Origin of the sequence: Paenarthrobacter sp. TA1.8 (assembly GCF_048595705.1) — a bacterium.
Classification (GTDB): domain Bacteria; phylum Actinomycetota; class Actinomycetes; order Actinomycetales; family Micrococcaceae; genus Arthrobacter; species Arthrobacter nitroguajacolicus.
In genome coordinates this window covers 717,295-742,935 of the sequence record NZ_CP184287.1, presented here as the reverse complement: position 1 = coordinate 742,935, position 25,641 = coordinate 717,295, and the positions used below count along the sequence as shown (strand labels likewise).

General features: G+C 63.4%; 21 protein-coding genes, 1 tRNA gene and 1 other RNA gene. 12 read left to right on the top strand and 11 right to left on the bottom strand.

The annotated features are described in order from the left end of the window. Positions 1 to 50: 50 nt before the first annotated feature. Positions 51 to 971, top strand: coding sequence for a hypothetical protein (locus ACNAOT_RS03730; protein ID WP_420180074.1), 921 nt, complete (start codon positions 51 to 53; stop codon positions 969 to 971). A gap of 67 nt (positions 972 to 1,038) precedes the next feature. Beyond that, a complete protein-coding gene (locus ACNAOT_RS03725) occupies positions 1,039 to 2,628 on the top strand; it encodes a stealth family protein (RefSeq protein WP_420181113.1) in 1,590 nt (529 codons plus the stop codon). Here the strand turns inward: ACNAOT_RS03725 and ACNAOT_RS03720 are convergent. The 4 genes from ACNAOT_RS03720 to ACNAOT_RS03705 form a co-directional block, all read right to left on the bottom strand. After that, positions 2,606 to 3,589, bottom strand: coding sequence for a phosphodiesterase (locus tag ACNAOT_RS03720; protein ID WP_091465212.1), 984 nt, complete (start codon positions 3,587 to 3,589; stop codon positions 2,606 to 2,608). The genes ACNAOT_RS03725 and ACNAOT_RS03720 overlap by 23 nt on opposite strands. A 142-nt stretch (positions 3,590 to 3,731) precedes the next feature. Further along, the gene (locus ACNAOT_RS03715) at positions 3,732 to 4,214 is read right to left on the bottom strand and encodes a glutathione peroxidase (RefSeq protein WP_091465210.1); all 483 of its coding nucleotides are present in this window, start codon (positions 4,212 to 4,214) and stop codon (positions 3,732 to 3,734) included. Between the two features lie 122 nt (positions 4,215 to 4,336). Next, positions 4,337 to 5,977 carry a M23 family metallopeptidase gene (locus ACNAOT_RS03710; RefSeq protein WP_420180073.1) on the bottom strand — a complete coding sequence of 547 codons (1,641 nt, stop codon included), beginning with the start codon at positions 5,975 to 5,977 and terminating at the stop codon, positions 4,337 to 4,339. A gap of 154 nt (positions 5,978 to 6,131) precedes the next feature. Beyond that, positions 6,132 to 6,512: a MarR family winged helix-turn-helix transcriptional regulator gene (locus tag ACNAOT_RS03705; RefSeq protein WP_420180072.1), complete on the bottom strand. Its 381-nt coding sequence runs from the start codon at positions 6,510 to 6,512 to the stop codon at positions 6,132 to 6,134. 97 nt (positions 6,513 to 6,609) lie between these two features. On the opposite strand from ACNAOT_RS03705, the gene ACNAOT_RS03700 reads away from it, so the two are divergent. Further along, positions 6,610 to 8,052, top strand: coding sequence for an MFS transporter (locus ACNAOT_RS03700; RefSeq protein WP_091465205.1), 1,443 nt, complete (start codon positions 6,610 to 6,612; stop codon positions 8,050 to 8,052). Between the two features lie 44 nt (positions 8,053 to 8,096). Beyond that, on the top strand, positions 8,097 to 9,017 hold the full coding sequence (locus ACNAOT_RS03695; protein ID WP_420180071.1) for an oxygenase MpaB family protein: 921 nt from the start codon (positions 8,097 to 8,099) through the stop codon (positions 9,015 to 9,017). 79 nt (positions 9,018 to 9,096) lie between these two features. Here the strand turns inward: ACNAOT_RS03695 and ACNAOT_RS03690 are convergent, their stop codons facing one another. Next, entirely contained in the window at positions 9,097 to 12,558 is a 3,462-nt protein-coding gene (locus ACNAOT_RS03690; RefSeq protein ID WP_420180069.1) for a proline dehydrogenase family protein, read from the bottom strand. Positions 12,559 to 12,681: 123 nt separating this feature from the next. On the opposite strand from ACNAOT_RS03690, the gene ACNAOT_RS03685 reads away from it, so the two are divergent. Then, a complete protein-coding gene (locus tag ACNAOT_RS03685; protein WP_091467496.1) occupies positions 12,682 to 13,611 on the top strand; it encodes a LysR family transcriptional regulator in 930 nt (309 codons plus the stop codon). Positions 13,612 to 13,657: 46 nt separating this feature from the next. On the opposite strand, the gene ACNAOT_RS03680 is transcribed toward ACNAOT_RS03685, so the two are convergent. Then, a tRNA-Ser gene (locus ACNAOT_RS03680) sits at positions 13,658 to 13,742 on the bottom strand. Between the two features lie 305 nt (positions 13,743 to 14,047). Here ACNAOT_RS03680 and ACNAOT_RS03675 point away from each other — a divergent pair. Next, entirely contained in the window at positions 14,048 to 14,371 is a 324-nt protein-coding gene (locus ACNAOT_RS03675; RefSeq protein ID WP_420180068.1) for a hypothetical protein, read from the top strand. A gap of 11 nt (positions 14,372 to 14,382) precedes the next feature. Here the strand turns inward: ACNAOT_RS03675 and ACNAOT_RS03670 are convergent, their stop codons facing one another. After that, positions 14,383 to 14,871: a hypothetical protein gene (locus ACNAOT_RS03670; protein WP_420180067.1), complete on the bottom strand. Its 489-nt coding sequence runs from the start codon at positions 14,869 to 14,871 to the stop codon at positions 14,383 to 14,385. A 464-nt stretch (positions 14,872 to 15,335) separates the two neighbouring features. On the opposite strand from ACNAOT_RS03670, the gene ffs reads away from it, so the two are divergent. From ffs to ACNAOT_RS03650, 4 genes are all read left to right on the top strand, one after another. Next, positions 15,336 to 15,432: signal recognition particle sRNA small type (gene ffs, locus ACNAOT_RS03665), an RNA gene on the top strand. 34 nt (positions 15,433 to 15,466) lie between these two features. Further along, positions 15,467 to 18,553, top strand: coding sequence for a DNA polymerase III subunit gamma and tau (locus tag ACNAOT_RS03660; protein WP_420180066.1), 3,087 nt, complete (start codon positions 15,467 to 15,469; stop codon positions 18,551 to 18,553). 33 nt (positions 18,554 to 18,586) lie between these two features. Next, entirely contained in the window at positions 18,587 to 19,186 is a 600-nt protein-coding gene (gene recR, locus ACNAOT_RS03655) for a recombination mediator RecR (protein WP_420180065.1), read from the top strand. 36 nt (positions 19,187 to 19,222) lie between these two features. Continuing rightward, positions 19,223 to 19,828: a dihydrofolate reductase family protein gene (locus ACNAOT_RS03650; protein WP_420180064.1), complete on the top strand. Its 606-nt coding sequence runs from the start codon at positions 19,223 to 19,225 to the stop codon at positions 19,826 to 19,828. Here ACNAOT_RS03650 and ACNAOT_RS03645 read toward each other — a convergent pair. Both ACNAOT_RS03645 and ACNAOT_RS03640 read right to left on the bottom strand, forming a co-directional pair. Further along, positions 19,809 to 20,894 carry a hypothetical protein gene (locus tag ACNAOT_RS03645; protein WP_420180063.1) on the bottom strand — a complete coding sequence of 362 codons (1,086 nt, stop codon included), beginning with the start codon at positions 20,892 to 20,894 and terminating at the stop codon, positions 19,809 to 19,811. The genes ACNAOT_RS03650 and ACNAOT_RS03645 overlap by 20 nt on opposite strands. Before the next feature lie 67 nt (positions 20,895 to 20,961). Continuing rightward, complete coding sequence (locus tag ACNAOT_RS03640; RefSeq protein WP_420180062.1) at positions 20,962 to 21,468, bottom strand: hypothetical protein; 507 nt, start codon at positions 21,466 to 21,468, stop codon at positions 20,962 to 20,964. 83 nt (positions 21,469 to 21,551) lie between these two features. Here ACNAOT_RS03640 and ACNAOT_RS03635 point away from each other — a divergent pair, with 83 nt between their 5' ends. Both ACNAOT_RS03635 and ACNAOT_RS03630 read left to right on the top strand, forming a co-directional pair. Next, complete coding sequence (locus ACNAOT_RS03635) at positions 21,552 to 22,070, top strand: DUF427 domain-containing protein (RefSeq protein ID WP_420180061.1); 519 nt, start codon at positions 21,552 to 21,554, stop codon at positions 22,068 to 22,070. A gap of 145 nt (positions 22,071 to 22,215) precedes the next feature. Further along, on the top strand, positions 22,216 to 23,562 hold the full coding sequence (locus tag ACNAOT_RS03630) for an aspartate kinase (protein ID WP_091465188.1): 1,347 nt from the start codon (positions 22,216 to 22,218) through the stop codon (positions 23,560 to 23,562). Between the two features lie 95 nt (positions 23,563 to 23,657). Here the strand turns inward: ACNAOT_RS03630 and ACNAOT_RS03625 are convergent, their stop codons facing one another. Together ACNAOT_RS03625 and ACNAOT_RS03620 are read right to left on the bottom strand one after the other, a co-directional pair. Then, on the bottom strand, positions 23,658 to 24,737 hold the full coding sequence (locus ACNAOT_RS03625) for an IS110 family transposase (protein WP_420179916.1): 1,080 nt from the start codon (positions 24,735 to 24,737) through the stop codon (positions 23,658 to 23,660). A gap of 216 nt (positions 24,738 to 24,953) precedes the next feature. Beyond that, entirely contained in the window at positions 24,954 to 25,625 is a 672-nt protein-coding gene (locus ACNAOT_RS03620; RefSeq protein WP_420180060.1) for a TetR/AcrR family transcriptional regulator, read from the bottom strand. Positions 25,626 to 25,641 lie beyond the last annotated feature (16 nt).

Sequence of the window (25,641 nt, the reverse complement as noted above, 5' to 3'; positions counted from 1 at the left end):
TCGCGCGTCATAGCTGTGATGGGAACCGCCGGGACTGACAGAATGGGGTCATGACTCAACCGCTGCAAGGTACTGACCGGACCGCTGCCCGCGCCACGCCCGCTTTGGCGCTGCTGCTGGATGTCGACGGCCCTATCGCCAGTCCTGTAACGCGGGACGTCAAGCATGACATCATCGCGGACATGGTGGCCCTGGCTTCGGCCGGGATTCCCGTCATCTTCAACACGGGCCGCTCTGACGCGTTCATCAGCGAGCAAGTCATGGAACCCATGATTGCCGCAGGCATGCCGGCGGACACTGTCATTCACGCTATTTGCGAGAAGGGCGCCGTGTGGTTCAGCTACACAGCCGAAGGCCCCGGCCCCATCCATGTGGACCGCGAACTCGCAGTTCCCAAGGCCTACGGCGACGATATCCGCAGGCTCGTTGCTGAAGACTATTCAGCACACATGTTCTTCGACGAGACCAAGCGCGCCATGGTTTCGGTGGAGCAGCACCTGGACGTGGCCAGCGCTGACTACCTGGCCGAGCAGAAACTCTTCGACGCCGATGCCCTGGACATCATGGGACGCCACGGCCTCAACGCGGCCATCCTGGACCACCACGCACCTGAGTCCGATGACGCCGCGGACTACCGTTTGGACCCCACCATCATCTCCACGGACATCGAATCGGTCCGACTGGGCAAGGACCTCGGAGCCAGCCGCGCGGTTGAACTCCTGGCAGCCCAGGGCATTACTCCGCTCTCCTGGCGCACGGTAGGTGATTCCCGCACGGACTACGCCATGGCAGACTGGCTTCACCACAACGATCACGATGTGAAGCACGTGGACGTCCGGCCCGCAGACGGCGTACCGGTGAAGCCCTACACCATATTGACGGCAGCCGACCTTGAACTGGCGGATGACGTGATCCACGACGACGCCGGCGGCGCTTTCCTCCGCAGCTGGCGCGAAGCCCTTTCGATCTAAGTTCCAGCGCACCATAGTTTTAACGTCTTAGAGCAACCTGCACCGCAACGATCCCGGAGATACAGCCATCACACAAGCACAGGTCGATCCGATTTACCACGGCAGCCCGTCCATCGAAGAGGACACGATTGCTGAGGCGATCTCGCCTGCCGTCGTCGCGCATCTTAGGCACAGGTCCGACGTCGTCCGTCACCGTGGGCGGTACGCCCTGGTCAACGGCGACCTGACTCCGCAACAGGCCATGGTGTCCGATCTTCTGGCGGTCAGGGCCGCCTTGGACGCTGCCGGTATCGATTTCATCCTGGTGCGCGGAAATGATGAGCGGCCCGTTATCGCCGTTGACTGGGAGTCACGCAAGGACGTTCGGGAGGCGCTGGTCACGGCGTTCCGGAATGAGCCCTTCTATTCCATGACCGTGGACGCCAAAAAGAAGACCTCCATGTTGGTGGCGGACGGCGATCTCTCGGCTAACCGAAAAGCCCGCATCTTCCGCTTGTACCGGCCGCGCGTCGAGATCGGCGGCGGGCTCTGGTACGGCCCGGCCTTGGGCGTGCAACTTGAGCTGTGGCGGTTTGAGGGCGATCACTTGGAACTCCCCGTGGAGAATTCCCTCACCCGCCGCACCATGCTTCGCCAGGACGCGGTGCGCGGCACAGTACAACGGCACGGCCTGTCCTGGCCCACCATCGAGAACATGTTCGCTGACCATGCCAGCGACATCGACTTCGATATCGACATCGTCTTCTCGTGGGTGGATGGCAGCGACCCGGAATACATCGCCAGGAGGCGTGCCCAGCAGTCCGAGGCTGTCCTCGGCGAGGGCGACGATCATGAGGCACGCTTCCGGCAGATCAACGAGCTGAAGTACGCACTGCGCTCCGTGCACATGTTCGCGCCCTGGATCCGGCGGATCTTCATCGCCACCGACTCCCCCGCACCGGAATGGCTGGCCGACCACCCGTCGGTGACCATTGTGCGCAGCGAGGAGTTCTTCGCAGACCCCTCCGTGCTGCCCACCCACAATTCGCAGGCCGTGGAGTGCCAGCTGCACCACATCAAGGGCCTCTCAGAGCACTTCCTGTACTCCAATGACGACATGTTCTTTGGCCGCCCCGTGGGCCCGGACATGTTCTTCACGCCCGGTGGCATCACCAAGTTCATCGAAGCTGACACCCGCATTGGGCTGGGCGAGAATGACGCCGAACGCAGCGGCTTTGAGAACGCAGCCCGCGTGAACCGCAAGCTGCTGTGGGAGCGCTTCGGCCGGATCACCACCCGGCACCTTGAGCACACGGCCGCGCCGCTACGCCGCAGCGTGGTGGCCCAAATGGAGAAGGAATTCCCGGCCGAGTTCGCAAAGACCGCCGGAAGTCGGTTCCGTGCCGCGGACAACATCTCGGTGACCAACTCGTTCTACCACTACTACGCCCTGCTTACCGGTCGCGCGGTCACGCAGACCAGTGCCAAAGTCAGGTATGTGGACTCCACCATGTGGGCCGGACTGCACTACCTGCCGAAGCTCCTGGCCAAGCGCCACATGGACTTCTTCTGCCTGAACGACGGCAGCTTCCCCGAAGTCGAGGCAAATGAACGAGCCGACCTGGTGACCGACTTCCTGGAGAAGTACTTCCCCGTCAAGGCGCCTTGGGAGAAGTAAAGCCACCGGGAGAAACAAGCGGGAGCGACGAGGTGTGCGTGCCCGGCGAAGTGTGGGCTCCCACCCGGGACTCGTGCGGAATCCGAATGCCGGCCGCCGCCAGGCGCCGCTGAACCTCGGCTGCATCCAAGGGCTCGCCAACGGTGACGCCACCGGACATCGGAACCACGGAGTGCACGATCGTGTGCTCGTAGACGTGGATCATGTTGTAGGACTGCGCCCCGTCACGTCCGCGCTGTCCGCCGGCGCGAACCGCCAGGTCCTGCGTGTAACAGGTAGCTGAGGCGACCGATACCGGGATGCCTGCGAAGCTCGCCGTCGTGGAGTAGTGCAGGTGGCCGCCCAGGATGGTGCGGACATCTGTGTTACGGACGACGGCGGCCAGTGCGGCTTGGCCGCGCAGCTCCACCATCACTGCGAGGTCCTGCACGCATGGGACGGGCGGGTGATGCAGGGCAAGGATGGTGCCGTCCGGGGCTGGCGTGGCCAGCTCCGAGGCCAGCCACTCCAGCTGGGATTCTGACAGTTCGCCGTAGTGGTGGCCGGGAACCGTGGTGTCCAGGGTGATGATGCGGAGTCCGTTGACAAAGTAGCTGCGGTCCACGGGATCCTGCGGCTTGCTGGCCGCAGAGGCATCGGCGAACGCGGAACGGAAGTTTGCCCGGTTGTCATGGTTGCCCATGGCCCAGATGGCTTTGGCTCCCAGTGACGCGCACAGAGGTTCAATCATCTCGCGGAGTTGCTTGTAGGCTTCCAGCTCACCTTTGTCGGCGAGGTCTCCAGTGAAAATGATGGCCTCGGGCCTGATCCTGGAGGCGATTATTTGCTCGCAGATCTCCTGGAGCCTGGCTGCGCTGTCCACCGAGCCGTGGAGCGTGCCCGGACCCCCCACCAGGTGAAGATCGCTCAGGTGCAAAAGCACATGACCTGGTTTGGGGTATTCGGCCTCGATGAGCTCCATAGCTTCGCCTTAGCGTTTGGTGGGAGACGGCTTCTCCCGTATCAATCCAGTAGGGCCAATCCAACCAGACAACAAGCCAACAACTGGCTAATTTCCGGCGGAATGTTGGAAAATTACTTTCCTCCTTTCAGGACTGGTGGCACTACGCCAGCGCTTCTTCCACTGCTTTCACAAGGTCTTCGGAGTCAGGCTCCACTGCGGATGGGAACCTTGCCACGAGTTCGCCACCGCGGTTTATGACGAACTTCTCGAAGTTCCATTTCACCTTGGCCGGCTGCCCGTCCTCGTCCCGGGCCAGCTCCGCGAACAGGGGATGCTGCTGCTTGCCAAGGACGTTGGCTTTGCTGGTCAGCGGGAAGGACACTCCGAAGTTGCGCTCGCAGAATTCTGCGATTTCGTGGTCTGCGCCAGGCTCCTGCCCGCCGAACTGGTTGCAGGGCACTCCGAGGATCTCCAGGCCCTGGCTCCGGTACTTGCCGTACAGCTCTTCCAGGCCCGCGTACTGGCGTGTGTAGCCACACTCAGAAGCGACGTTCACCACCACCACCGCTTTGCCCTCGAACCGGCCGAAGTCCGCTTCGGTGCCATCGTTGAAGGTGAGGGGAATGCTGTAAAGGCTGGACATGGGATTCGCTTCCTGACGACGTCGTCTGGCGGGTTTGCCGCCATCGAGCTTACGGGAGCTGGCTTGGGGCCGCGAAATGCAGGGTTATCCGGCGTTTCACGGGCCTTTAGCGTATGTCCGGCTTAAGGTGCCGGGAGGATCAGCGTGGACAACGGCACGATCACACCATCCGGCCGCTGGACCAGGTCCGGTGCTATCAGGATGTATCCGGGCGGAAGCACCACCATTGGGAGCGCCGTTGGAAGGACAGCGACGGGCACAGGTGCGGGCGCCACCGGAGGTGCAGGAGCCGGTGGAACGGCCTGGGTAACTACTGGCGCTGGTTCCACAATTACGGGTGCTGGCGCCACGACAACGGGCGCTGGTTCCACCATCACGGGCGCTGGAGCCGGCACAACCGGAGCCGGTTCAACCACGGCCGGTGCCGGAGCGGGAGCTACCGGAGCTGGCTCCACAACCGCGGGCGCGAGCGGAGCCGGTTCAACAACTGCCGGCGGCGGGGCGATGGCCGATTGAAGGGTCGGTGCCACCGGGGACGTCGTCAGCGTCGGCGGGACGATGCTGGTTTCCGGGGCACTGGTCGACGGCGATGGCGTGGAGGTGCCAGTCGGAGTCGGCGTTGCAGTGGTCGTCGGAGTCGGCGTAACTGTCGGCGTCGGCGTAGCAGTGATCGTCGGAGTCGGCGTAACTGTCGGCGTCGGCGTAGCAGTGCTTGTCGGGGTTGGCGTCGGTGTGGCCGTCACGGAAGGTGAGGGCGTCGGCGTCGTGGTTTGAGTTCCGCCGGGGTTGCCCGGCGTCGAAGTGGCCGGCGGAGTAGTGCCGGACGGGGCCGGCGGTGGAACAGGAAGCGGTTCGTCGTGTTCGTGCTCTCCACCGATGACGGCCCGGTTGGTTCCGTCCGAAACAGGAACGGCCCACTGCGGGGTTCCGGAAGCGCCATTACCCACACCCGGCTGGTAGTTCACCATGGCGATGGTCTGCAGCGGATCAGTCTGCCGGATGGACAGCAGTGTCCAGTTCGCGGGGTCAGTATGGAGACCGTTGACGATCGTCTCGAAGTGAAGGTGGCATCCTGTGGACCAGCCCGTGGTCCCAACCTCTGCGATAACCTCGCCCACCCGCACCGATTGGCCTTGCGTGACGCCGATTGCCTGGAGGTGGTTGTACGTGGTGACCAAGCCGTTGCCATGCTCGATTTCAACCCGGTTGCCACCGCCCCACACATGCCATCCGACAGCCCGCACTACGCCGGCGTCTGCGGCGTAGACCCGTGTACCGCAGGCGGCTGCGTAATCCTGGCCCCAGTGGAATTCTCCGGCCAGGCCAGTCAAGGGACTGTAGCGGTAGCCGTAAGACGAGCTCTTGTTGAGGACCTCAAGCGGTGAGTAGAGGCTCCCTGCAGGTGGTCGCGAAAGACCTGCGGAGGCAACGGTCAGTCCTGTGGAACCGTCCTTGCTGACGGTTCTTACCAGAGCGCGGTCGAAGTAGACCATGGGCGTGGCGGGTATTTGCTCGGGCGGCTCCGGCATGGAGTCGATCACCAAGGTCTCGGCTTCCGGCGGCACCAGGGTGCCTAGAGCCGTTGGTTCCACCACCCCCTGCGCCAGTGCTCCGCCAACAGAGCTGCTGGAGACGGAATTCAAGGGTTGGAAGCCAAACGCAAAGAAAGCCAGGACGGCGAGGCATCCCGCGATGAGAACGCGATGGAAGCCTACGGCGCGGATCAAATCCACTGCCCGGTCTGATTCATGATGGTTGCCCACAATACACTCCCCAAAGCCAGCGGCACCAAACCCCAGCCTGGCGTGCAAGCACCATTGTTGCGGGAATCAGGGGAGAAAGAAAGGCTTCCAGGGTGCCGCCTACCGAAAGGTTGGCTCAGTTTTGGCTCAAGAATCTTGAGCTTTGTTTTCGGGGCTAAGAGCCCAGGTTTTGCTTCAGCAGGGCACGGTGTTCGACGGCGGCATTGGCATGCAGTGCACGGCCCGCCTCAGTTAGTTCCAGGAAGAGGGAACGGCGATCATCTGCGCAGGTTTCGCGGGACACCAGGCCGGCTTTTTCCAGTCGGTCCACCACCTTTGAGACAGCACTCTGGGTCATGGGGGTCCGCTCCCCCAAGGCCTTCATCCGGCACGCAGACTCTTCACTTTCGGCAACGAGGTCCAGGATTTCAAACTCGTTGAGGCCAATGTCGAACTTCGCTTCGAGGGCGCGGTCAATCGCTCCTGCGGTGCGGAAGTAGGAGTTTTGGATGCTGCGCCACTGCTCAACCAGTTGACGGTCACGCGTCGTTGCCATGCCCTGATTCTAGTTCATTTCGACGTTAGAATCCACGTCATAATATTCCACATCATATTCCTTGTCATTGAATGACGCGTCATGTAGATTCGAGTCCATGACATCACCCACCACCCTCAAAACCTCAACTGAGCCGCCTTTGGTTTCAGCCGTTCACTGGACGCGTGCCCAGTGGCTGCTGCTCATGGTTGTGTGCACCGTCCTGGCTTTGGACGGGCTGGACGTCTCCATGGTCGGCGTTGCCTTGCCCTCCATCGGACAGGAACTCAACCTGGGTACCGACTCCCTGCAGTGGATTGTTTCCGCCTACGTCCTGGGCTACGGAAGCCTCCTGCTCCTCGGTGGCCGTCTCGCCGATCTGTTGGGCCGGCGTCGAATCTTCCTCATTGCGCTGACCGTATTCGCCGCAGCGTCGCTCCTTGGCGGGCTGGTGGACGATCCCGCCATCCTGATCGCCACCCGGTTCATTAAGGGACTTGCCGCTGCCTTCACCGCACCCACCGGGTTCTCCATCATCACCACCAATTTCGCGGAAGGCCGCGAGCGCAACAAGGCGCTGTCCATCTTCACCACGTTCGGCGCCAGTGGCTTCTCGCTCGGCCTGGTGGTGGGCGGCCTGATGACCAGCCTCAGCTGGCGTTGGACGTTCCTGGTCTCGGTACCCATCGCCGTCGTCGTGGTCTTCCTGGGCATGAAGTTCATCCCGAAGGACAAGCCGTCGGCGGAGAACAGCGGGCACGATATTTGGGGCGCCGTAACTCTCGCGCTGGGGATGCTCGGACTCGTGTACACCTTGGTTTCGGCACCTGAGCAGGGCTGGGGATCTGTGGCAACAATCGCCGGATTCGCAGTGTCCATCGCCGTGCTGGCGGCCTTCGCGGTGATAGAGAACAGGGTCAAGCATCCGCTGATCCGCTTCAGCATCCTCAAGGAGGGCTGGGTAGCCCGAGCCAATCTCAGCGCCGTTGGACTGTTCGGCTCCTACCTCAGCTTCCAGTTCATTGTCACCATGTACCTGCAGTCCGTGCTGGGCTGGACGCCGCTGGGAATGGCGCTGGCCCTGCTGCCGGCAGGTCTGTTGGTGGCTACGAGCGCGCCGTTCGCGGACCGTCTCATTGAGAAGTTTGGGGCCACTCAACTGATTCTGACCGGGCTAACGGCCCTTGGCCTGGGCTATGTCCTGTTCCTCCGGGTGGGCACCACGCCGAACTACGTGCTGGATATCCTGCCGTCCGTGGTCCTGCTGGGCATCGGCTTCGCGCTGGCTTTCCCGTCCATCAACGTCCAAGCGACGGCCGGGATCAAGGATTCAGAGCAAGGGCTGGCTGCGGGTTTGATCCAGACGAGCACCCAGGTTGGGGCGGCCCTGGTTTTGGCGGTCACCACGGCATTGGTCAGCGGTCACGGCCAGGCCGCCGGAACTGTCAGCGCCCAAGCCATGCTGGAACAGTACCGTCCGGGCCTCATCCTGAGTGCCGCCGTCGCCATCGCCGCCCTGCTGGTTGCGGCAGCACCGTCTCGGCGGCGCGTCCGCTCCTAAGCTCCGCGTTTTTCCCCTGTACATGGGCGCAATTGCGAGGTCTCATGGGACCTATGAGGAACTACCTCACGGAATACAGGCACGAACTGCAGCGCACCTTCACAGGAACGGCGGGCACGCCTCCAGAGTGGGTGCCGCGCCTCGCGGAAGGGAACGACGCCGGATATCACCTGCCGGGATCGGCTGTCTGGGCTGTCCACGGCCATGTGGCCACCATCGTGGCCGGGATCAGGGTACTACTGATGCAGGCCCTGCATCCCGGCGCGCTGGCCGGAGTTTACGAGCACTCAGGCTTCCAAAAAGACCCTCTGGGACGGTTGGCTAACACGGTCCGATGGATTTTCACGGTGACCTACGGTTCCACGGAGGCCGCCGAAGCAGCGACAGCACGCGTGCGCAAGATCCACGAGCGCGTCCGGGGAACGTATGTGGACGGCAACGGAGTCTTACGTGAGTACGCCGCCAACGACCCCGAACTCCTCCGCTGGGTACACGTCACCTACGCTGACTCCTTCATCACCGCCAACCGCATCTGGGGCCGGCCCATCCCAGGCGGGCCCGACGCCTACGTTCGCGAATGGGCAGCTGCCGGGCGGCTTATGGGAGTGGAGGACCCTCCTCTGACCGAGGCCCAGGTCCGTGACGAGCTTGAGCAGTGGTGCGCCTCCGGGATACTCCGGGCTGATGAGCGCTTGGCCGAGACGGTGTCGTTCATCCGCTACCCGCCCCTGAGCCCGCTTCTCAAGCCCGGCTACACCATCCTGTTTTCCGCCGCGGTGGCAAGTCTTGAGCCCAAGTACCGGGAGATGCTCGGTATTCGCCGTGCCGGGATTGGTCCGATTCCCTTGCCCGTCATCACCGCTGCCCGGGCCGTGCTGGGCATGGTCCGGTTTGCCTTGGGCTCCCATGGACCCAGCGAGCAGGCTGCCCGGCGAAGGTTGCAGAGGCTGGGGTACGCCGCCTGATGGGCTTGGTGGGCCGATAACAACGAAGGCCGGGCAGGTCGGAGCGAATCCGTCCTGCCCGGCCTTCCGTAGCCAACGGCTAGATCAGGTGATCCGACAGGTGGTTCGGGGTGCCGAAGCGGTGCGCCGTGATGGACACAGCCTGCTCGCGGAGGAACGGCAGCATCTCGATCCGGCCCGCCTGGGTCACAGCACCGTGGTAGACCGCGACGTCCGGGCGACCACCCATGGCTGCGCTCAGCGCGGCGAAGTCGCCACCGATCAGGCGGATCCGGCCGGCGTCGAACTTTGCTGCACGGGCCAGCCACGCGGCGTCGTCCTCGATCCGGACGCTGACGCCCAGGTTCGCAAACACAGTCACCACGGCGTCGGGAAGCACGACGGCGGAGCTCACCTTGAGCGCCGAACCAGCCACTGCGCCGGCTGCCACCACGCGGAGCAGCTCAGCGAGCCGCTCGCCTTCGGAGAGGCGGATGGTGACAGGGAGGGAGCGGTAGCGGAAGACGTTGCGCTCTGCGGACAGGGCTGAGACGTCCTTGCGGGTGCCGAACTCGGCTTCCCAGGCCGCTGCGTCGCTGAAGAGTGACTGCTGCAGGGTTTGGAGTTCCTCGGCGGTCACGTCAGCAGACTTGGCCGCAGCTAGGATCTGTGCGGCAGCGCCCTGAAGCATCGTGCCGCGCTTGGCCTTGGCCTCGGCGGGGAGCCAGGAGCCGAGCCCGATCAGGTAGTTCGGTCCACCGGCCTTGGTTCCGGCGCCGACTGCCGACTTCTTCCATCCACCGAACGGCTGGCGCTGGACGATCGCACCGGTGATGCCGCGGTTGACGTACAGGTTTCCGGCCTGGATGGTGTCCAGCCAGACGCCCATTTCAGCGGAGTCCAGGGAGTGGAGGCCGGCGGTGAGGCCGTACTCGATCTCGTTCTGGATGGCGATGGCTTCCTCGAGGGTCTCTGCGGTCATAACACCCAGGACCGGGCCGAAGAACTCGGTGAGGTGGAAGTAGGAGCCACGCTTGACGCCCGAACGGATGCCCGGGGACCACAAACGTCCTGTTTCGTCGAGGCGCTCGGGCTTGATGGCCCACGTCTCGCCGTCGCCCAAGGTGGTGAGGGCGTTCAGGAGCTTGCCGTTGGCCGGCTCGATGATCGGCCCCATCTGGGTGGTGGCATCCTCCGGGTAACCGACGGTCAACGAGCGTGCGGCGTCGATCAGCTGGTTGTGGAAGCGGGCGCTCTTGGCCACCGAGCCCACCAGGATCACCAGCGAGGCAGCCGAGCACTTCTGGCCTGCGTGGCCGAATGCCGAGTACACAACGTCCTTGGCAGCCAGGTCCAGGTCAGCGCTCGGGGTGACGATGATGGCGTTCTTTCCGGACGTCTCCGCGAGCAGCGGCAGGTCCTGGCGGAAGGAACGGAAGAGTTCAGCGGTTTCGTAGCCACCGGTGAGGATGACCCGGTCAACGCTCGGGTGCGAGACCAGCTGGGTGCCGAGTTCGCGCTCTTCGAGCTGCACGAGGGCCAGGACTTCACGCGGCACGCCGGCTTCCCAGAGTGCATCCACCATGACGGAACCGGAGCGGCGGGCCTGCTTTGCCGGCTTGATCACGACGGCGGAACCTGAGGCAAGCGCTGCGAGCGTCGAGCCTGCGGGGATCGCCACCGGGAAGTTCCACGGCGGGGTCACCACGGTGAGGTTCGCTGGGACGAACGTGGCGCCGTCGACCGTTTCCAAGTCCTTGGCGCGCTCGGCGTAGTAGTGCGCGAAGTCGATTGCTTCGCTGACCTCGGGGTCGCCTTGGTCGATGGTCTTGCCGGTTTCGGAAGCCATAACCTCAAGAAGCTCCGCACGGCGCGCCTCAAGGATGTCGCCGGCGCGGTGCAGGATGGCTGCGCGCTCGGCTGCCGGGCGGGCACCCCAGGCCTTGCCGTGGTCCACGGCCGTGGCGATGACGCGGTCCAGTTCGGCGGCGTCCGAGACCTTTGTGGACTCCACGATCTTATTGCCGGCGGTGGAACCCGGGATGCGCTTGAGGATGTCGCGGCCCCAGGCGCGGTTGGCCGGGAGTGCCGGGTCCGTGTCCGGGGTGTTGCTGAAGCCCTCCAGCGGTGCGGGCTCTGCGGGGAGGCGCCGGTCCTGCTGGCGGTTGGGGCCGGGAACCTCGTCCGTCATTCCGGCGAGAGAATCAAGGAATCGCTGCTGTTCGCGCTTGAAGAGGACTTCATTTTCGCTCAGTTCGAAGACTGCGGACATGAAGTTTTCCTGGCTGGCACCTTCTTCGAGGCGGCGGATCAGGTAGGCGATGGCGACGTCGAACTCGCCTGGGTGGACTACCGGTGTGTAGAGCAGGAGGCTGCCGACATCCTTGCGGACTGCCGTGGCCTGGCCGGTTGCCATGCCCAGGAGCATCTCGAACTCAATGCCCTTCGTGACGCCACGCTGCTTGGCGAGCAACCACGCAAAGGCGACGTCGAACAGGTTGTGGCCAGCGACGCCGATGCGGACGGCGTCAACGTGCTCCGGAGTCAGGGCGTAGTTGATGACGTTCTTGTAGCTGGTGTCGGAGTCCTGCTTGGTGCCCCAGGTCGCCAGCGGCCAGTCGTGCAGGGATGCTTCAACCTGCTCCATGGGGAGGTTGGCTCCCTTGACCACGCGGACCTTGATGGGAGCGCCACCCTGGGCGCGGCGGGCGGTGGCCCACTCCTGGAGTTCCTGCATGGCACCAAGGGCGTCCGGGAGATAGGCCTGGAGGACGATGCCGGCCTCGAGGTTCTTGAACTCGGGCATGTCCAGGATGCGCTTGAATACCGCGATGGTCATGCTGAGGTCCTTGTATTCCTCCATGTCCAGGTTGATGAACTTGGGCTTGGGGAAGGACGCTGCGAGGCGGTACAGCGGGGTGAGCTTCTCCACCACGTGATCGACGGCTTCGTCGAAGGCCCATGGGGAATGCGGTGCCACGGTGGAGGATTCCTTGATGGAAACGTAGTCCACGTCATCGCGGGCAAGGAGCTTCAGCGTTCCATCCAGGCGGCGCTGCGCTTCGTGTTCGCCCAGGACTGCTTCGCCGAGCAGGTTCACGTTCAGGTGAACGCCGTCCTGGCGGATCTTGGCGATGGCCGGGCCGAGCTTGGCGTCGGTGGCGTCCACGATCAGGTGGCCCACCATTTCGCGGAGCACGCGGCGGGCGATCGGGATGACTACCTGGGGGACGATCGGAGCCATGACGCCACCTACGCGTACAGCGCTGCGCATGTACCACGGGAGGAACTTGGGCACCTTGGGAGCGAGCTCTGCGAGCTTGCGGCCGGCGACCGACAGGTCCTCGGGGCGGATGACGCCGTCGACGAATCCGACAGTGAAGTCAAGGCCGTTCGGGTCCTTCAGGACACCGGCGAGACGCTGCGCGGACACATCCACGGGGATCTTGCTGGCTTCGGTAAGCCAGTGGCGGACCAAGGCGATGGCTTCCTGAGCCAAAGCATCGAACTGTCCGGAATCCTGGGTGCGCGGGGCGGTGGCATCCGGGAGGGTGCTGGTCATGGGGGCTCCTTCTGAAACGGAGAAGTTTGTTTGTTTCCATCAGTATGGATCTACAATCACGTTAGGAAAAGCGATCTTTTCTGACGAATATTCATTACCCATCCCGAACCTTTGGAGGCCGCCTTGCTGGACGTCCGCAGGCTGCGTTTGCTGCACGAATTGAAGATCCGCGGAACCTTGGCCGAAGTCGCCGACGCAATGCAGTACAGCCCTTCATCGGTGTCCCAGCAGCTGACGTTGCTGGAGAAGGAAGCGGGCGTGGAACTGCTGCGCAAAGCCGGGCGGCGAGTGCAGCTGACTCCGCAAGCGGAGATCCTCGTAGCCCACACGGCCGCTCTCTTGGAGACCTTGGAGCGCGCGGAGACCGAACTCGCGGCCTCGCTATCCATGGTCACAGGCACTGTCCGGCTCGCCGTCTTCCAGTCCGCCGCGTTGGCGTTGCTGCCCGATTTCCTCAGCATCATGCGCCAGGAGTATCCAGAGGTCCGCGTGGAGATGACGCAGCGCGAGCCCGAGACTGCACTCTACGAAACCTGGGCGCGCGACTTCGATCTCGTGGTGGCAGAGCAATACCCAGGCCACGCCGCCCCGCATCACAGCGGCCTGGACCGTGTGATCCTCACCAGCGACGCCATCCGCCTGGCCACTCCCCCGGTGGGATTGGGCGGCGAAACTGTTTCTTCGCTTGCGGACACCGCCTCAATGCCGTGGGTCATGGAGCCCCGGGGGGCCGCCTCAAGGCACTGGGCTGAGCAGGCGTGCCGTTCGGCGGGGTTCGAGCCCGACGTACGTTACGAAACGGCCGACCTCCAAGCACAGATCCGGCTCATTGAATCCGGAAACGCCGTGGCGCTCATGCCGGACCTGGTGTGGACGGGGAGAACCCGCACCGTCCAACTCCTGGACCTCCCGGGCCTTCCGAAGCGAACTGTTTTCACGTCCACCAGGACCGCAGGCCGCATCCACCCTGCAACCGCAGCCTGCCGCGAAGTGCTGGAGAGGGTCGCGGCAACACAGCAGCAGGATGCCGAGCAGCAGGCTGACGCCGACTAGCTTCCGGGAACGCAAAAGGCCCCAGTCCGGGGACTGGGGCCAAACGCGGAGAATGGGGGATTTGAACCCCCGAGGGCGTTAACCCAACACGCGTTCCAGGCGTGCGCCATAGGCCGCTAGGCGAATTCTCCTTGCTTCCGATTCGAAAGCAGATACTACTGTACCTGAGAATTTCGGCATCGTGTAATCGGGCCGAATCACCGCCTATAGAAGGGTTCGAAGATAAGCCCGTTAACGGAAAAATGGACGCCCCCAACGCGCCCATTCTTGCGGTATCACCGTTGAGCTGCCGGGTCCGGCCCCTCGCTCCCAGGCCCCGCAGCTCACAACCTTGAGATTGCCCCAATCGGTGTACATACCCATGGTCCGCTGCGGTCCCTCGTTTTGCAATGGTTGAGACCTGTTTGTAGCCGAAGTTTGTTGACAGGATGTGCTTATGGATCAGCTCCACGCCTTGGTTGCCTACGTTCCTGAGACGCATATCGAGGAGGTTCTCCTGGCCATAGGCGACGCAGGCGCCGGGCGAATCGGCGATTACTCCCACTGCGCCTTTACTTCACCAGGCACTGGCCGCTTCACGCCGCTGCCTGGGGCGCGCCCCTTCGTGGGCGAGGTGGGAATCGGGGAACAGGTGCCCGAAACTCGGATTGAGTGCGTTGTGGAGGAAGACATGCTCGACGGCGTCGTACGGGCTCTGCGGGCGGCACACCCTTACGAGGAGCCGGCTTTCATGACGTGGCCGGTGAATGGCTGGCGGTGATGGGTGCCAGGTCAGGCGAAGATGGGCATTCGCCCGGCTGCCAATTCTCCATTGATCATTGCGATCTCGTCGGCGGACAACAGCCTAACGTCCTCGCTGACGGCATGGCTCGAGACTGTTGCCCAGATGACGACGTCCGACCAGCACCAAAGCGATACTCCCGCCTGAATGGCCGGACGAGGGAATGGAAAGGCCGCTTGCCGCTGGCCAGCAACCCAGTGAGCCACGGCCTGTCGCGTCGTTCCCAGTCGCTCGGCAATCTCACCCCTCGTGACATAGTCGAAATCAACGGCTTGAACCTCTCCACCGAGATGACGAACCTGGTCAACCACCCGATGGGCGGCCTCCGTGCCGCTTGCGGCATCCTGCAGGACAGTCACATAGGGCACTTCAGCGAAGCGAGACACGATCGCATCAAGCTGTTCCACGAGTAGGTCTTCAACCGGCTCGGGAAGTTCCCCCAAACGGAGACGTACTTCGAAGGGCCGCTCGGTATTCATAGTCTTAGAATATTCCAAAGTGTTGACAAGTGACAACAGCTACCTCCGCCCTCTGAGCAATTCATGCTGACCCGGGCACCGACGTGCGTCGCGTAGAAGGATCTTGGCTCGCTGGGTCGAATTCCTGGGAGTGCCGTCAACTCTCAACTGCGCTCCGTTAGATCCACAGGGCAGTACATATAGAACTTGTGCCCCTGCCGCCTCAGCCTCCATCCGGAGACCGCCAGGACACGAACCACAGCGAGCACGTCCTTGTGAATCTCGCCGGACACATCTTTGGGGTCCACCCACTCCCCACTACCCATCCCGCACCATAGCCACACCCTTTCCGACGAACCCCTCCTGCAGTACGAGGTTTACCAGCCAGCCCCGACAAAATGAGAAGGCCAGCCACCCGCCGTCGAGCCTTATCCACAGTCCTTCGAGTCGATTCGAACCCCAACCCAAGTTCGGGTAAGCTTGTCGACGGCCCCTCATGTGGCGTCATCCTGTTGAACTCCCCCAGGACCGGAAGGTAGCAAGGGTAGATGGGCTCTGGCGGGTGCATGAGGGGTCACTTACTTTAACTGTCAGTCCCTATAGGTAGGTTTCACTTGTGACTGTTACAACTGCCCTGTATCGAAGGTATCGCCCGGACTCTTTCGCGGACGTTATCGGGCAGGAACACGTCACGGAGCCGCTGATGACGGCGCTCCGCAAGAACCGCGTGAACCACGCCTACCTCTTCTCCGGCCCCCGCGGTTGCGGCAAGACCACGTCCGCGCGCATCCTTGCACGCTGCCTCAATTGCGCCGAAGGCCCCACTGATACTCCCTGCGGCAAATGCCCCAGCTGCGTCGAACTCGCACGCGGCGGCTCCGGCTCGCTGGATGTCATCGAGATCGACGCCGCCAGCCACGGTGGCGTGGACGACGCCCGCGATCTCCGCGAGCGCGCAACCTTCGCCCCGGTCCGCGACCGCTACAAGATCTTCATCATTGACGAGGCCCACATGGTCACGTCCGCCGGCTTCAACGCGCTCCTCAAGATCGTTGAAGAGCCGCCGGAACACATCAAGTTCATCTTCGCTACAACCGAACCGGACAAGGTCATCGGAACCATCCGCTCCCGTACGCACCACTACCCTTTCCGGCTGGTGCCGCCCGAGCCGCTCATGCAGTACCTCGAGCTCCTTTGCCAGCAGGAGAACGTTCCTGTGGCTCCCGGTGTGCTCTCGCTCGTCATCCGCGCCGGTGGAGGTTCCGTTCGCGACACCCTTTCCGTCCTGGACCAGCTCATGGCTGGCGCCGGTCCCAATGGCCTGGATTACGAGCTCGCTGTCGCGCTGCTCGGCTACACGCATGCTTCCTTGCTGGATGACATCATCGATGCCGTGGCTGCGGCCGATGCCGCCACTGTGTTCCGTGCCGTGGACCGCGTCATCCAGACCGGTCACGATCCCCGGCGTTTCGTCGAAGACCTCTTGGAACGATTCCGCGACCTCATCATCGTCCAGGCGATGCCCGAGAGCGCACAGGCCATTCTTCGCGGCATGCCGGCAGACCAGATCGCCCGGATGCGCAATCAGGCAACCAACCTGGGCGCGGCCGAGCTGTCCCGGGCGGCGGACGTCACCAACACCGCGCTCACTGAGATGACCGGTGCTACGTCGCCGCGCCTTCACCTTGAGCTGCTGTGCGCGCGCATCCTCTTGCCCAGCGCCGAGCAGACCGAGCGTGGCATCGCTGCCCGCATCGACCGCGTGGAACGTCGCCTGAATTACACCGGCGACGACGGCGCCCCGGCTGTGGCTGCTGCCCCACCGGCTCCTACGGCTACTACGCCGATCGCACCTACAGCGCCGGCACAGGCGGAAACTCCGGCTGTCCCGGCGACACCCGCCGTTTCCCGGCAAGCCCCTGCTGCAGCATCTGCCGCGCCCGAGCAGTCCGCGTCCACTCCGGAGCCGTCCCCTGCACATCAGTCCACAGACGCTGGTTCGCGGGATGCCATCACAGCACCTCGAGTGTCCACCAACGATTGGCCCGTCGAAGACCGTCCGGCTGCCGGCCGCTCGCAGCAAGCTGCCCCATCCCAAGCAGCCCTGTCTCAGCCACAGCCAACGCCCGCACCGCAACAGGCACCTGCCGCAGCTCCGCAGCCGGCTGCTGCTCCGGTTCCCGCTACCGGAGGCAGCGGCGATGTGGAAGCATTGCGCCGCGCCTGGCCGGACGTCCTGCAGACGCTGACCAAGATCAAGCGCAGCACCTGGGCACTGGTTGAACCGAATGCCCAAGTGGCACAGTTTGATGGCCAGGTATTGACGCTTGCCTTCACAACCGGTGGCCTCGCGGGTGCGTTCGGACGTGCCGATCACTCCGAGAACCTTCGGCAGGCGATCCACAAGACCATCGGCATCGACTGCCAGATCGTCGCAGTGGCTGGCGGCAACAGTTCAGCGAGCTCTGAGCCAAACCCAAAAGCACCTACTAGCCGGGAAACTCCGGCAACTGCATCATCCGTGGGCGCCCCGGCGTCGTCTGGGAGTGGATCCCCCAAAGGCACAGCCACAGGTGTCACGTCGGCGCCTGCGGAAACAGCTTCGGCGCCGGCACCAGTGTCAGCTGTCGACTCCGCTTGGGGTCTTGCGCCCGCTTCCGCGCCAGTAGCTTCCCCCGCTCCTGCACCCGCCGCATCCGCGCCAGCAGAAGCACCCGAGCCTTCGGTGTCCACCCCCGCGCGAGCAGAGCCCACCGCTACCGCAACTGCCCCCGCCCCAGTTGCGCCGGTACCAGCACCAGCCGCCTCAACTCCCGCCGCTCCCCCCGCGGCCGAGCCTTCCGGTGACTACTCGTACCCCGACGACGATTGGGGTCCGCCGCTCGACGAGGACGCCCCGCCGCTGGATGAAGAGCCTCCGGCAGACTGGGAACCACCCGCGGGCTACAGCCGCACGAACTCCCAACCGGCGGCCTCAGCGCCGGCAAGCCCAATGGCGTCGGCAGCAGCAACACCGGCCAAGACCTCCACAACCGCACCCCCGGCCGCAGCCACAACGTCACCCGCTTTGAGCACCACTGCGTCCGACGATCCGTGGTCGCGCGCAGTCGAGCAGGCGCCGGGAACCTGGGTTGTAGGCACGGAGTCCAACGTGGGCAAGCAACCCGCGCAGGACATCGCAGAAAGCGCGCCCGCAACAAACACCCCGGACTATGAACCGGCCGCGGCGCAAGCACCGGCTCCGGCAACGGCGTCCGGAACCTACGGTCACCCCACCAACGCCGAGGAGAACCCGAGCTCCAGCTGGGACGTCGCACCGGCGTCGAGCTGGCCCGCAGCGCAATCCATGCCCGCCCCGGCAACCAGCAACGCCCCGGCGGCCTGGCCGTCGTTGGCGACTCAACCCGAGGAAGCGCACGGCTCCGTTGCGACGCTCGAGGAGGCTGCGCCGTCGGGCAGTCCAACTGGCCGGCAAAGCCTGTATCAGCGCTTAACGAACAGCCCCGAAGCCCAAGCGGGCCGTGTCCAGGCGCCGGTGAGGACCCAGGCGAAGCCGGAGTCAGTGGCGGAGGACATTCCCAGCCCGGAAGACGAAACCATCGAGGAGTCCCGGGTATTTGGGCGCGCCGCGGTGGAGCGTATTCTGGGCGGGAAGCTGATTGAAGAGCGCGCCTTGGACGGTTCTCCCCTACAACCCCGCTGACTCCAGCATTGATTTCAACCGAACGAGGACATTGTGTACGAAGGTGCAGTTCAAGAGCTGATTGATGAGCTCGGCCGGCTTCCCGGTGTTGGCCCCAAATCAGCGCAGCGCCTGGCGTTCCACATCCTTGAGGCGGATCCCGAGGACATGAAGCGGCTGGTCACGGCCATCACCACGGTCAAGGAACGCGTGAAGTTCTGCAGCGTCTGCTTCAACGTGACCGAGCAGGAGACGTGCAACATTTGCCGCGACCAGCGCCGCGATCCGTCGGTCATCTGTGTCGTTGAGGAGTCCAAGGACGTCCTGGCCGTCGAGCGTACGCGGTCCTTCCGCGGCCGCTATCACGTGCTGGGCGGGGCCATTAATCCCATCGCGGGTATAGGTCCGGAGCAGTTGCGCATCCGTGAGCTCCTCACACGCCTCAACGACGGCGCCATCCAGGAAATCATCATCGCCACGGACCCCAACCTCGAGGGTGAGGCTACGGCCACTTACCTTGCCCGCATGCTCAAGTCGATCGGAATCACCGTAACGCGACTGGCGTCGGGCCTGCCCGTGGGTGGAGACCTAGAATACGCCGATGAGGTCACGTTGGGCCGGGCGTTCGAGGGCAGGCGCAACGCCTTGATGTAATCTCGCAATCACAACATCAGCCGCGATGGGGGTCCCGTGCGAGAACTTGTCTACTACGTTGCCGTAAGCCTGGATGGTTACATTGCAGGCCCCGGAGGCGAGTTCGATGCCTTCCCAATGGAGGGCGACCACATGGCCGCACAGAATCAACGCTTCCCTGACGCCATTCCTACCGTGATCGCGGACGCCATGGGCATCCAACGGAACGGGACAATGTTTGACACGGTGGTGATGGGTTGGAATACCTACGCCATGGGCCTTCCGGCGGGCATGACCAGCCCGTATCAGCACCTCGAACAAATAGTGTTTAGCCGGACGCGCACCGAGGCGGACATTCCGGGCGAGCACCCGAATTTGACGCTTACCGACGAAGACCCCGTAGACGTTGTGCGCCGGTTGAAGTCACAGCCCGGGAAGGCGATTTGGCTTTGTGGCGGCGGGCAACTCGCAACGCAGCTCGCCGGTGAAATTGACCGGCTTGTGCTCAAACGCAGCCCGCTGCTCTTTGGTGACGGGATCCCGCTCTTCGCGCCCGGGGCCTACCAGCCCAGCGCCTTCAGCGAGGTGTCGACGACGGCCTTCGGATCAGGCGTCGTAATTTCCGAGTATGTGCGTCAGCCGGTTACCCGGGCCCCGATCTAGCCGCCGCCCGCCGGGTGGCCTGCCAGCGTCCCGCAACAAGCACGAGCGCAGCCAGCAGCCCCTGCAGTGCCAAGCCGGTCAGGGCGACGGGGATCGAAGGCGCAAGGCCAGCACTTGATTCCCCGCCGAGGCACGGGACTTCGCGTGAGGGACCGTCGGCAGCCCATTGCAGTCCGGATAACATCCACCCAACCGGGTTGTCCGTAGCTGCCAGTTCACCGCCCACGCTTCCCAGGAGCAGGACAGGGTTGGACGTGGCCAGCCAGGCAATCCGATCCGTGTGCGTCACCTCAACTGGACGAAGACTGCCTACGCATTCGTACGCGATCACTCTTCCGGAGTCGTCGCGCTCGACGTTGACGGGCACCGAAACCTGGACTGTTCCCGCGGTCGCGGGAATCAGCAGGAGCGTGACCACCACATTGCCAATGCACAGGAAAGCCACCAGCACCGCAGCCAAAGCCGCACCGGGAGCTGCCTTGGCGAAGCATCTCCGCGAACCGGCACCGATCAGCCCGAACAGCGCTACTTCAAGAACTATGACGACGACGGCGGCACCGGCCAGCGCCATTGGTCCGCCGAAGCTGAGGCCCACCAGGAGCAACGCACCGCATCCCGTCGCAGCCAACGCCACACCCCTCATGGCTCCTGACAGGAGCAGAACAGGGATGCTTCCCTTCGTATGCCGGAAGCCCCAAGCAGCACCCAGCATGGCAGCCGCCAGTGCCAGGAATGCCGCCATCAGCAAATACACGGCGCCGGCAACCTCGGTCTCGAACCAGCCGTTGGCCTCTCCCATAACAATGAGTGCGGCGGCCATCCCCCACGCGAGCGCAATCCCCAGTGCGCAAGCCAACCAGAACCACCACGATGTGAAGGATTTCCGGGTGTTCCTCCATGCCTCGCCCGCAGTCATCTTAAAGGTTCCGGATGCGCGCGGCCGCCCCGAATCCGCCTTCCGGGCAGGCCTGGAAGGATGATCGTCGATGACGCCGCCGATCACTTCGTATTCGGGTTCAACCCGGCCCGGATCCGAGCCGCCCTCTTGGTCACGAACGCCGGACATCGCCGCTCACAAACCTCATGAATTGGATGGTACGCCGGGCGAACGTGCGGCCTCTAGATCGATTGGGCTAGTTCCCTGCGGTATTGTCCGCTATTTGCCGGAGTTTCACGGAATCCGGGAAGTACTCCAGGGTCATGTGGATGTAAGGCGATGGGTGGGCCAAGAACCATTCGTAGGCCTGGTCATCGGACGCTTTCCACCAAGGCTTCGGAAGGCCCTTGAGTTTTCGCGCCTTCCTCCCCAGCCATTCTTCCTTGACGTTGAAATAGCACTGGAGGAGGGCGAAGCCAAAGATGAGCCCGAAAAATGCCATAATCAGGGCCGTGATCTGCAGGTTGATCAAGAGGACAAATGCAAGAACCAGGCAGCCCAGCGCAACTGGCGCCATCAGAATCGTTAGTGCCAGACTGAAATAGAAGGAGCGGATCAGGTTGTAGTCGCCGCCGCCGGAACTCGCACCGATGCCCCATTCTTCCTTCGTGTACGCAAAGATGGTTTTACCTCTCATGGCGTACCCGTAGTAGTACGGACGGTTCAGCAACCGGTTGAGGTGTTCCTTCTCCTTCGCATCCATGGGCAATAATCCTAGCGTCCGGAGTATGCCCCTAATTTCACGAATTCAAGGCGAGATCCCAGCCGAGCATGCCACCATGGCTCATGGTTTCCAGCAACGGCGTCTTTCGGCGCCCCCGTCCCATCAAACCGGGCCCCGGTCAGGAATCGGTGTGGGACTACCCGCGTCCGCCGAGAATCGAAGCACGTTCGGAACGGATTGTGGTGCGGCTCGGCGGTCAGGTGATCGTTGACACCGCCAACGCTGTGCGGGTCCTGGAGACCAGCCATCCGCCTGTCTACTACGTGCCGTTGGATGCCTTCCCTTCCGGCGTGCTGGTCCCTGTTGGGGGCACCACTTTCTGCGAGTTCAAGGGAGAAGCAAGCTATTTCGACGTCGTTGCCGGCGGTGTCGCCGTATCCCGTGGCGGGTGGACCTACACCAAACCGGCCCGCGGTTTCGAGGCCCTCAGCAGCCGGGTGGCCCTCTACCCGGTGCATATGGATTCCTGCGAAATCAACGGCGAACAGGTGACATTCCAGGAAGGCGACTTCTACGGCGGCTGGATCACACGGCAGATCGTCGGCCCGTTCAAGGGTGGCCCGGGCACTGCCGGGTGGTAGGGAGAGCACGTGGCCGCTATGTGGTCACAATTCCTACCAGCCCTGCACGCGGCGATAAACTGGGCAAATAAGCTACGCAGGCGTGCTCCAATTTGGAATTCAGCATGCCGCGTTCGAACCCTATTGATGCAGTGAGGGTGCGCGCATGACTATGCCCACTACCGAAGTGAAGATCGAAGAGCTCTCCAACGAGGCTGCCATTACCAAGCAGCTGATCGTTCAAAAGTTCGGCGGTTCCTCGGTTGCCGATGCTGATGGCATCAAGCGGGTCGCACAGCGCGTCGTGGATGCGCAGAAGGCCGGCAACGAGGTTGTGGTTGTTGTCTCCGCAATGGGTGACACCACAGACGAACTCCTGGATCTCGCAAGCCAGGTCACGGACTCGGCTCCCGCCCGCGAAATGGACATGTTGTTGTCCGCAGGCGAGCGAATTTCCATGGCCCTGCTCGCCATGGCCATCAACAAATTCGGCGCTTCCGCACAGTCCTTCACTGGATCCCAGGCCGGCATGATTACCGACGGCATCCACGGCAAGGCCCGGATTATCGACGTCGACCCCCACCGCATCCGCACCGCGCTGGACAAGGGACACATCGCAATCGTGGCCGGTTTCCAGGGCATGAGCCGCAGCACCAACGAGATCACCACGCTTGGTCGCGGCGGCTCGGACACTACCGCTGTTGCTTTGGCTGCCGCACTTGAGGCTGATGTCTGCGAAATTTACACAGACGTGGACGGCATCTACACGGCCGATCCCCGAGTTGTGAGCTCCGCCCAGAAGATCGACCGTATCTCCAGCGAAGAAATGCTTGAGTTGGCCGCTTCCGGTGCCAAGATCCTGCACCTGCGGTGCGTGGAGTACGCCCGCCGTTTCGGTGTGCCCCTGCACGTCCGTTCCTCATTCAGCCAGCACGAAGGCACGTGGGTCATCCCGGGTGCCGACGAAAAGTTCAACATTCAAGAGGGAGTTGCCTTGGAGCAGCCAATCATCTCCGGCGTTGCACACGACCGGTCCGAAGCCAAGGTCACTGTAGTAGGCGTCCCGGATATCCCCGGCAAGGCTGCTGCGATTTTCCAGGTGATCGCTGATGCGCACTCGAACATCGACATGATTGTCCAGAACGTCTCTACCCACGGCACCGGCCGCACGGACATCTCGTTCACGCTGCCCATCGTTGAAGGCGCCGACGCCCTGGCCGCCCTGCGTGCAGCTGAAGGCCAGATCGGCTTCGAGAGCATTGAATACAACGAGCACGTCGGCAAGCTCTCCCTGATCGGCGCTGGCATGCGTTCGCACCCCGGCGTTTCGGCCACGTTCTTCAAGGCCCTCTCCGACGCCGGCATCAACATCGACATGATCTCCACCTCAGAAATCCGCATCTCCGTAGTCACCAGCGCCGATGCCCTGGACGACGCCGTGCGCGCCATCCACAATGCGTTCGAGCTCGACGGCGACGCTGAGGCCACCGTCTACGGCGGCACCGGCCGCTAGGGTCACCCCGGGCAACGCCCCCAAGTAAGTAGCAGATAAGGCCGTTCTGAGCTGTCAGAACGGCCTTAACTGCTACTTAGACTCTTCTATGTCTGTCAAGCCGCGGTTGTCAGTTCGGGTGAGGCACTAAGCGTCCGGTAGATGCGGCGGGCCATGTAGCGTTTGATGCAGCGGCGGATTTCTTTGTCTGTACGTCCCTCGGCCCGTCGTTTCTCCACGTATTGGCGTGTTTCTGAATCATGGGTCATCCGGGTTACTGCGGCCATGTGCAGTGCGCTGTTCAGGGATCTGTCTCCGCCCCGGTTCAGTCGGTGCCTGACGGTGTTTCCGGAGGACGCAGGGATGGGGTTTACCCCGGCGAGTGAGGCGAATGCCGCCTCGTTCCGGACTCTTCCTTCGTGCGACCACGCGGTGAGGCATTTCGCGGCGCTGATCGCTGCGAACCCTGTCTCCTCCAGCAAGGGTGCGGCCTCGCTGGCCTTGACCAGCTCATCGAGTTGGTTCTCGTTTACGGTGAGCTGCTCATCGAGCGCCAGGACGTGTTTTGCCAGCCGCACGGCCTCGGCGCGGGCGATGGACAGCGAGAGTTCTTCCTCGCGGGACCGCCACTTTGAGACCTCGGTGATCTGGGCGCCGGTGAGCTTCTTGCGGGCGTCGATGCCCAGGTCGTTGCTCCGCACCAGGGCGTTGAGTGCATTGATCGACCGGGTGCGGTCCTTGCTCATGGATCCCCGCGCTGTCACCAGGATCCTCACGCCTTGGCGGACCCCGTCATGCAGGCGGGGGCGGCGAAGCTTGTCTACCGGCAGTGGCAGGGTGGAAGCGGCGATCTGGTGGGCGTCCAGGGCGTCGGTCTTGCCCACCCCACGGCGCTTCCTGGCATCCATGCGGGGTGCTTCGGCTACAGGGAAGCCATGGGTGGCCACGGTGCCGGCAAGGATCGCCCCGTAGGACGCGGCACCTTCGATCACCCAGAGAGTATCGGCACTACCACCGGTGCGGCGGGCGACCCAGTCGATCGCCCGGTTGATCCCGGCCCCGGTAGCGGGGAAATCCCGGGATTCGAGCAAGGCGCCGGTATTTGCGGCGAGGATCGCGTAGACGTGGTTACGGGCGTGCGTGTCGACACCGACGACAAATGGATGGGTATGCGCGACGATAGACATGGCGGTCATTGGTACCTTTCCTCTTCACGGACGTGGTCATGGCCGTCGCCGGCCGGTACCAGTCCGGGTAGAGGTCACCAAGGAACAGCACTGTGACGGGTCACGCCCCCGAAAGGGGGTGGACAATCTTCTGATCAAGCTACCGAGGTGGGCCGGACAGGTGCCGGCCGGACCACCCCCATGGACTGACAGGTCTAAGTAAAGACACCATGCGGGTCACTTGGGTCACGAGTCACATCCACGGGGGCGGAACGGCCTGCACCCATCCTGCCAGCCAGTCCCAGACCAGCCACTGTCAAGACTCACAGTTGGGTGAGTCGGCGCCAGCAGGACTTCCACCAGTTGAGTCAGTCCCTCCGCCATATCCACGGATTTGTCGTAGAGCCACTGCAACTGCAAACCATCGAAAGCGGCCACCACCAGCCTCGCGAGCGCTTCAGCCCCGACGTCGGTCCGTACCTCGCCTGCCTTCTGTCGCCGCTCAATGTCCACGGCGACGTCCCGCACTACTGTTTCGTAGCGCTCTTTGAAGTACATGTGGGAGGCATGCCCGGGATCGTTGGCCGTGGCGGAGGCCACCGCGTAAAGCGTGGTCAGGCCGGGCTCGTTGCGGTTCCGCTCAGCGATGCCGGGCATGATGCTCAAACCCACCTCGGATTCGCCACCAACTGCGAGTGACCGTCGATCCCGCTCGGCCAGGACTGCGGTCAGTAGTTCCTGCTTGCCTTTGAAGTAGTGGAACAGAGTGGCTTCCTTGACGCCCACCCGTTCGGCGACGCGCTTGAGGGCAGTGCCTTCAAAGCCCTCCGTGGCAAAGACATCTGTAGCTGTCTGGATGATTTGTTCGCGGCGTTCGGCGCCCTTGGCGTACTGGCCGCGGGCCCTGGGTGTTGACATCCGTTCAGTCTATTTG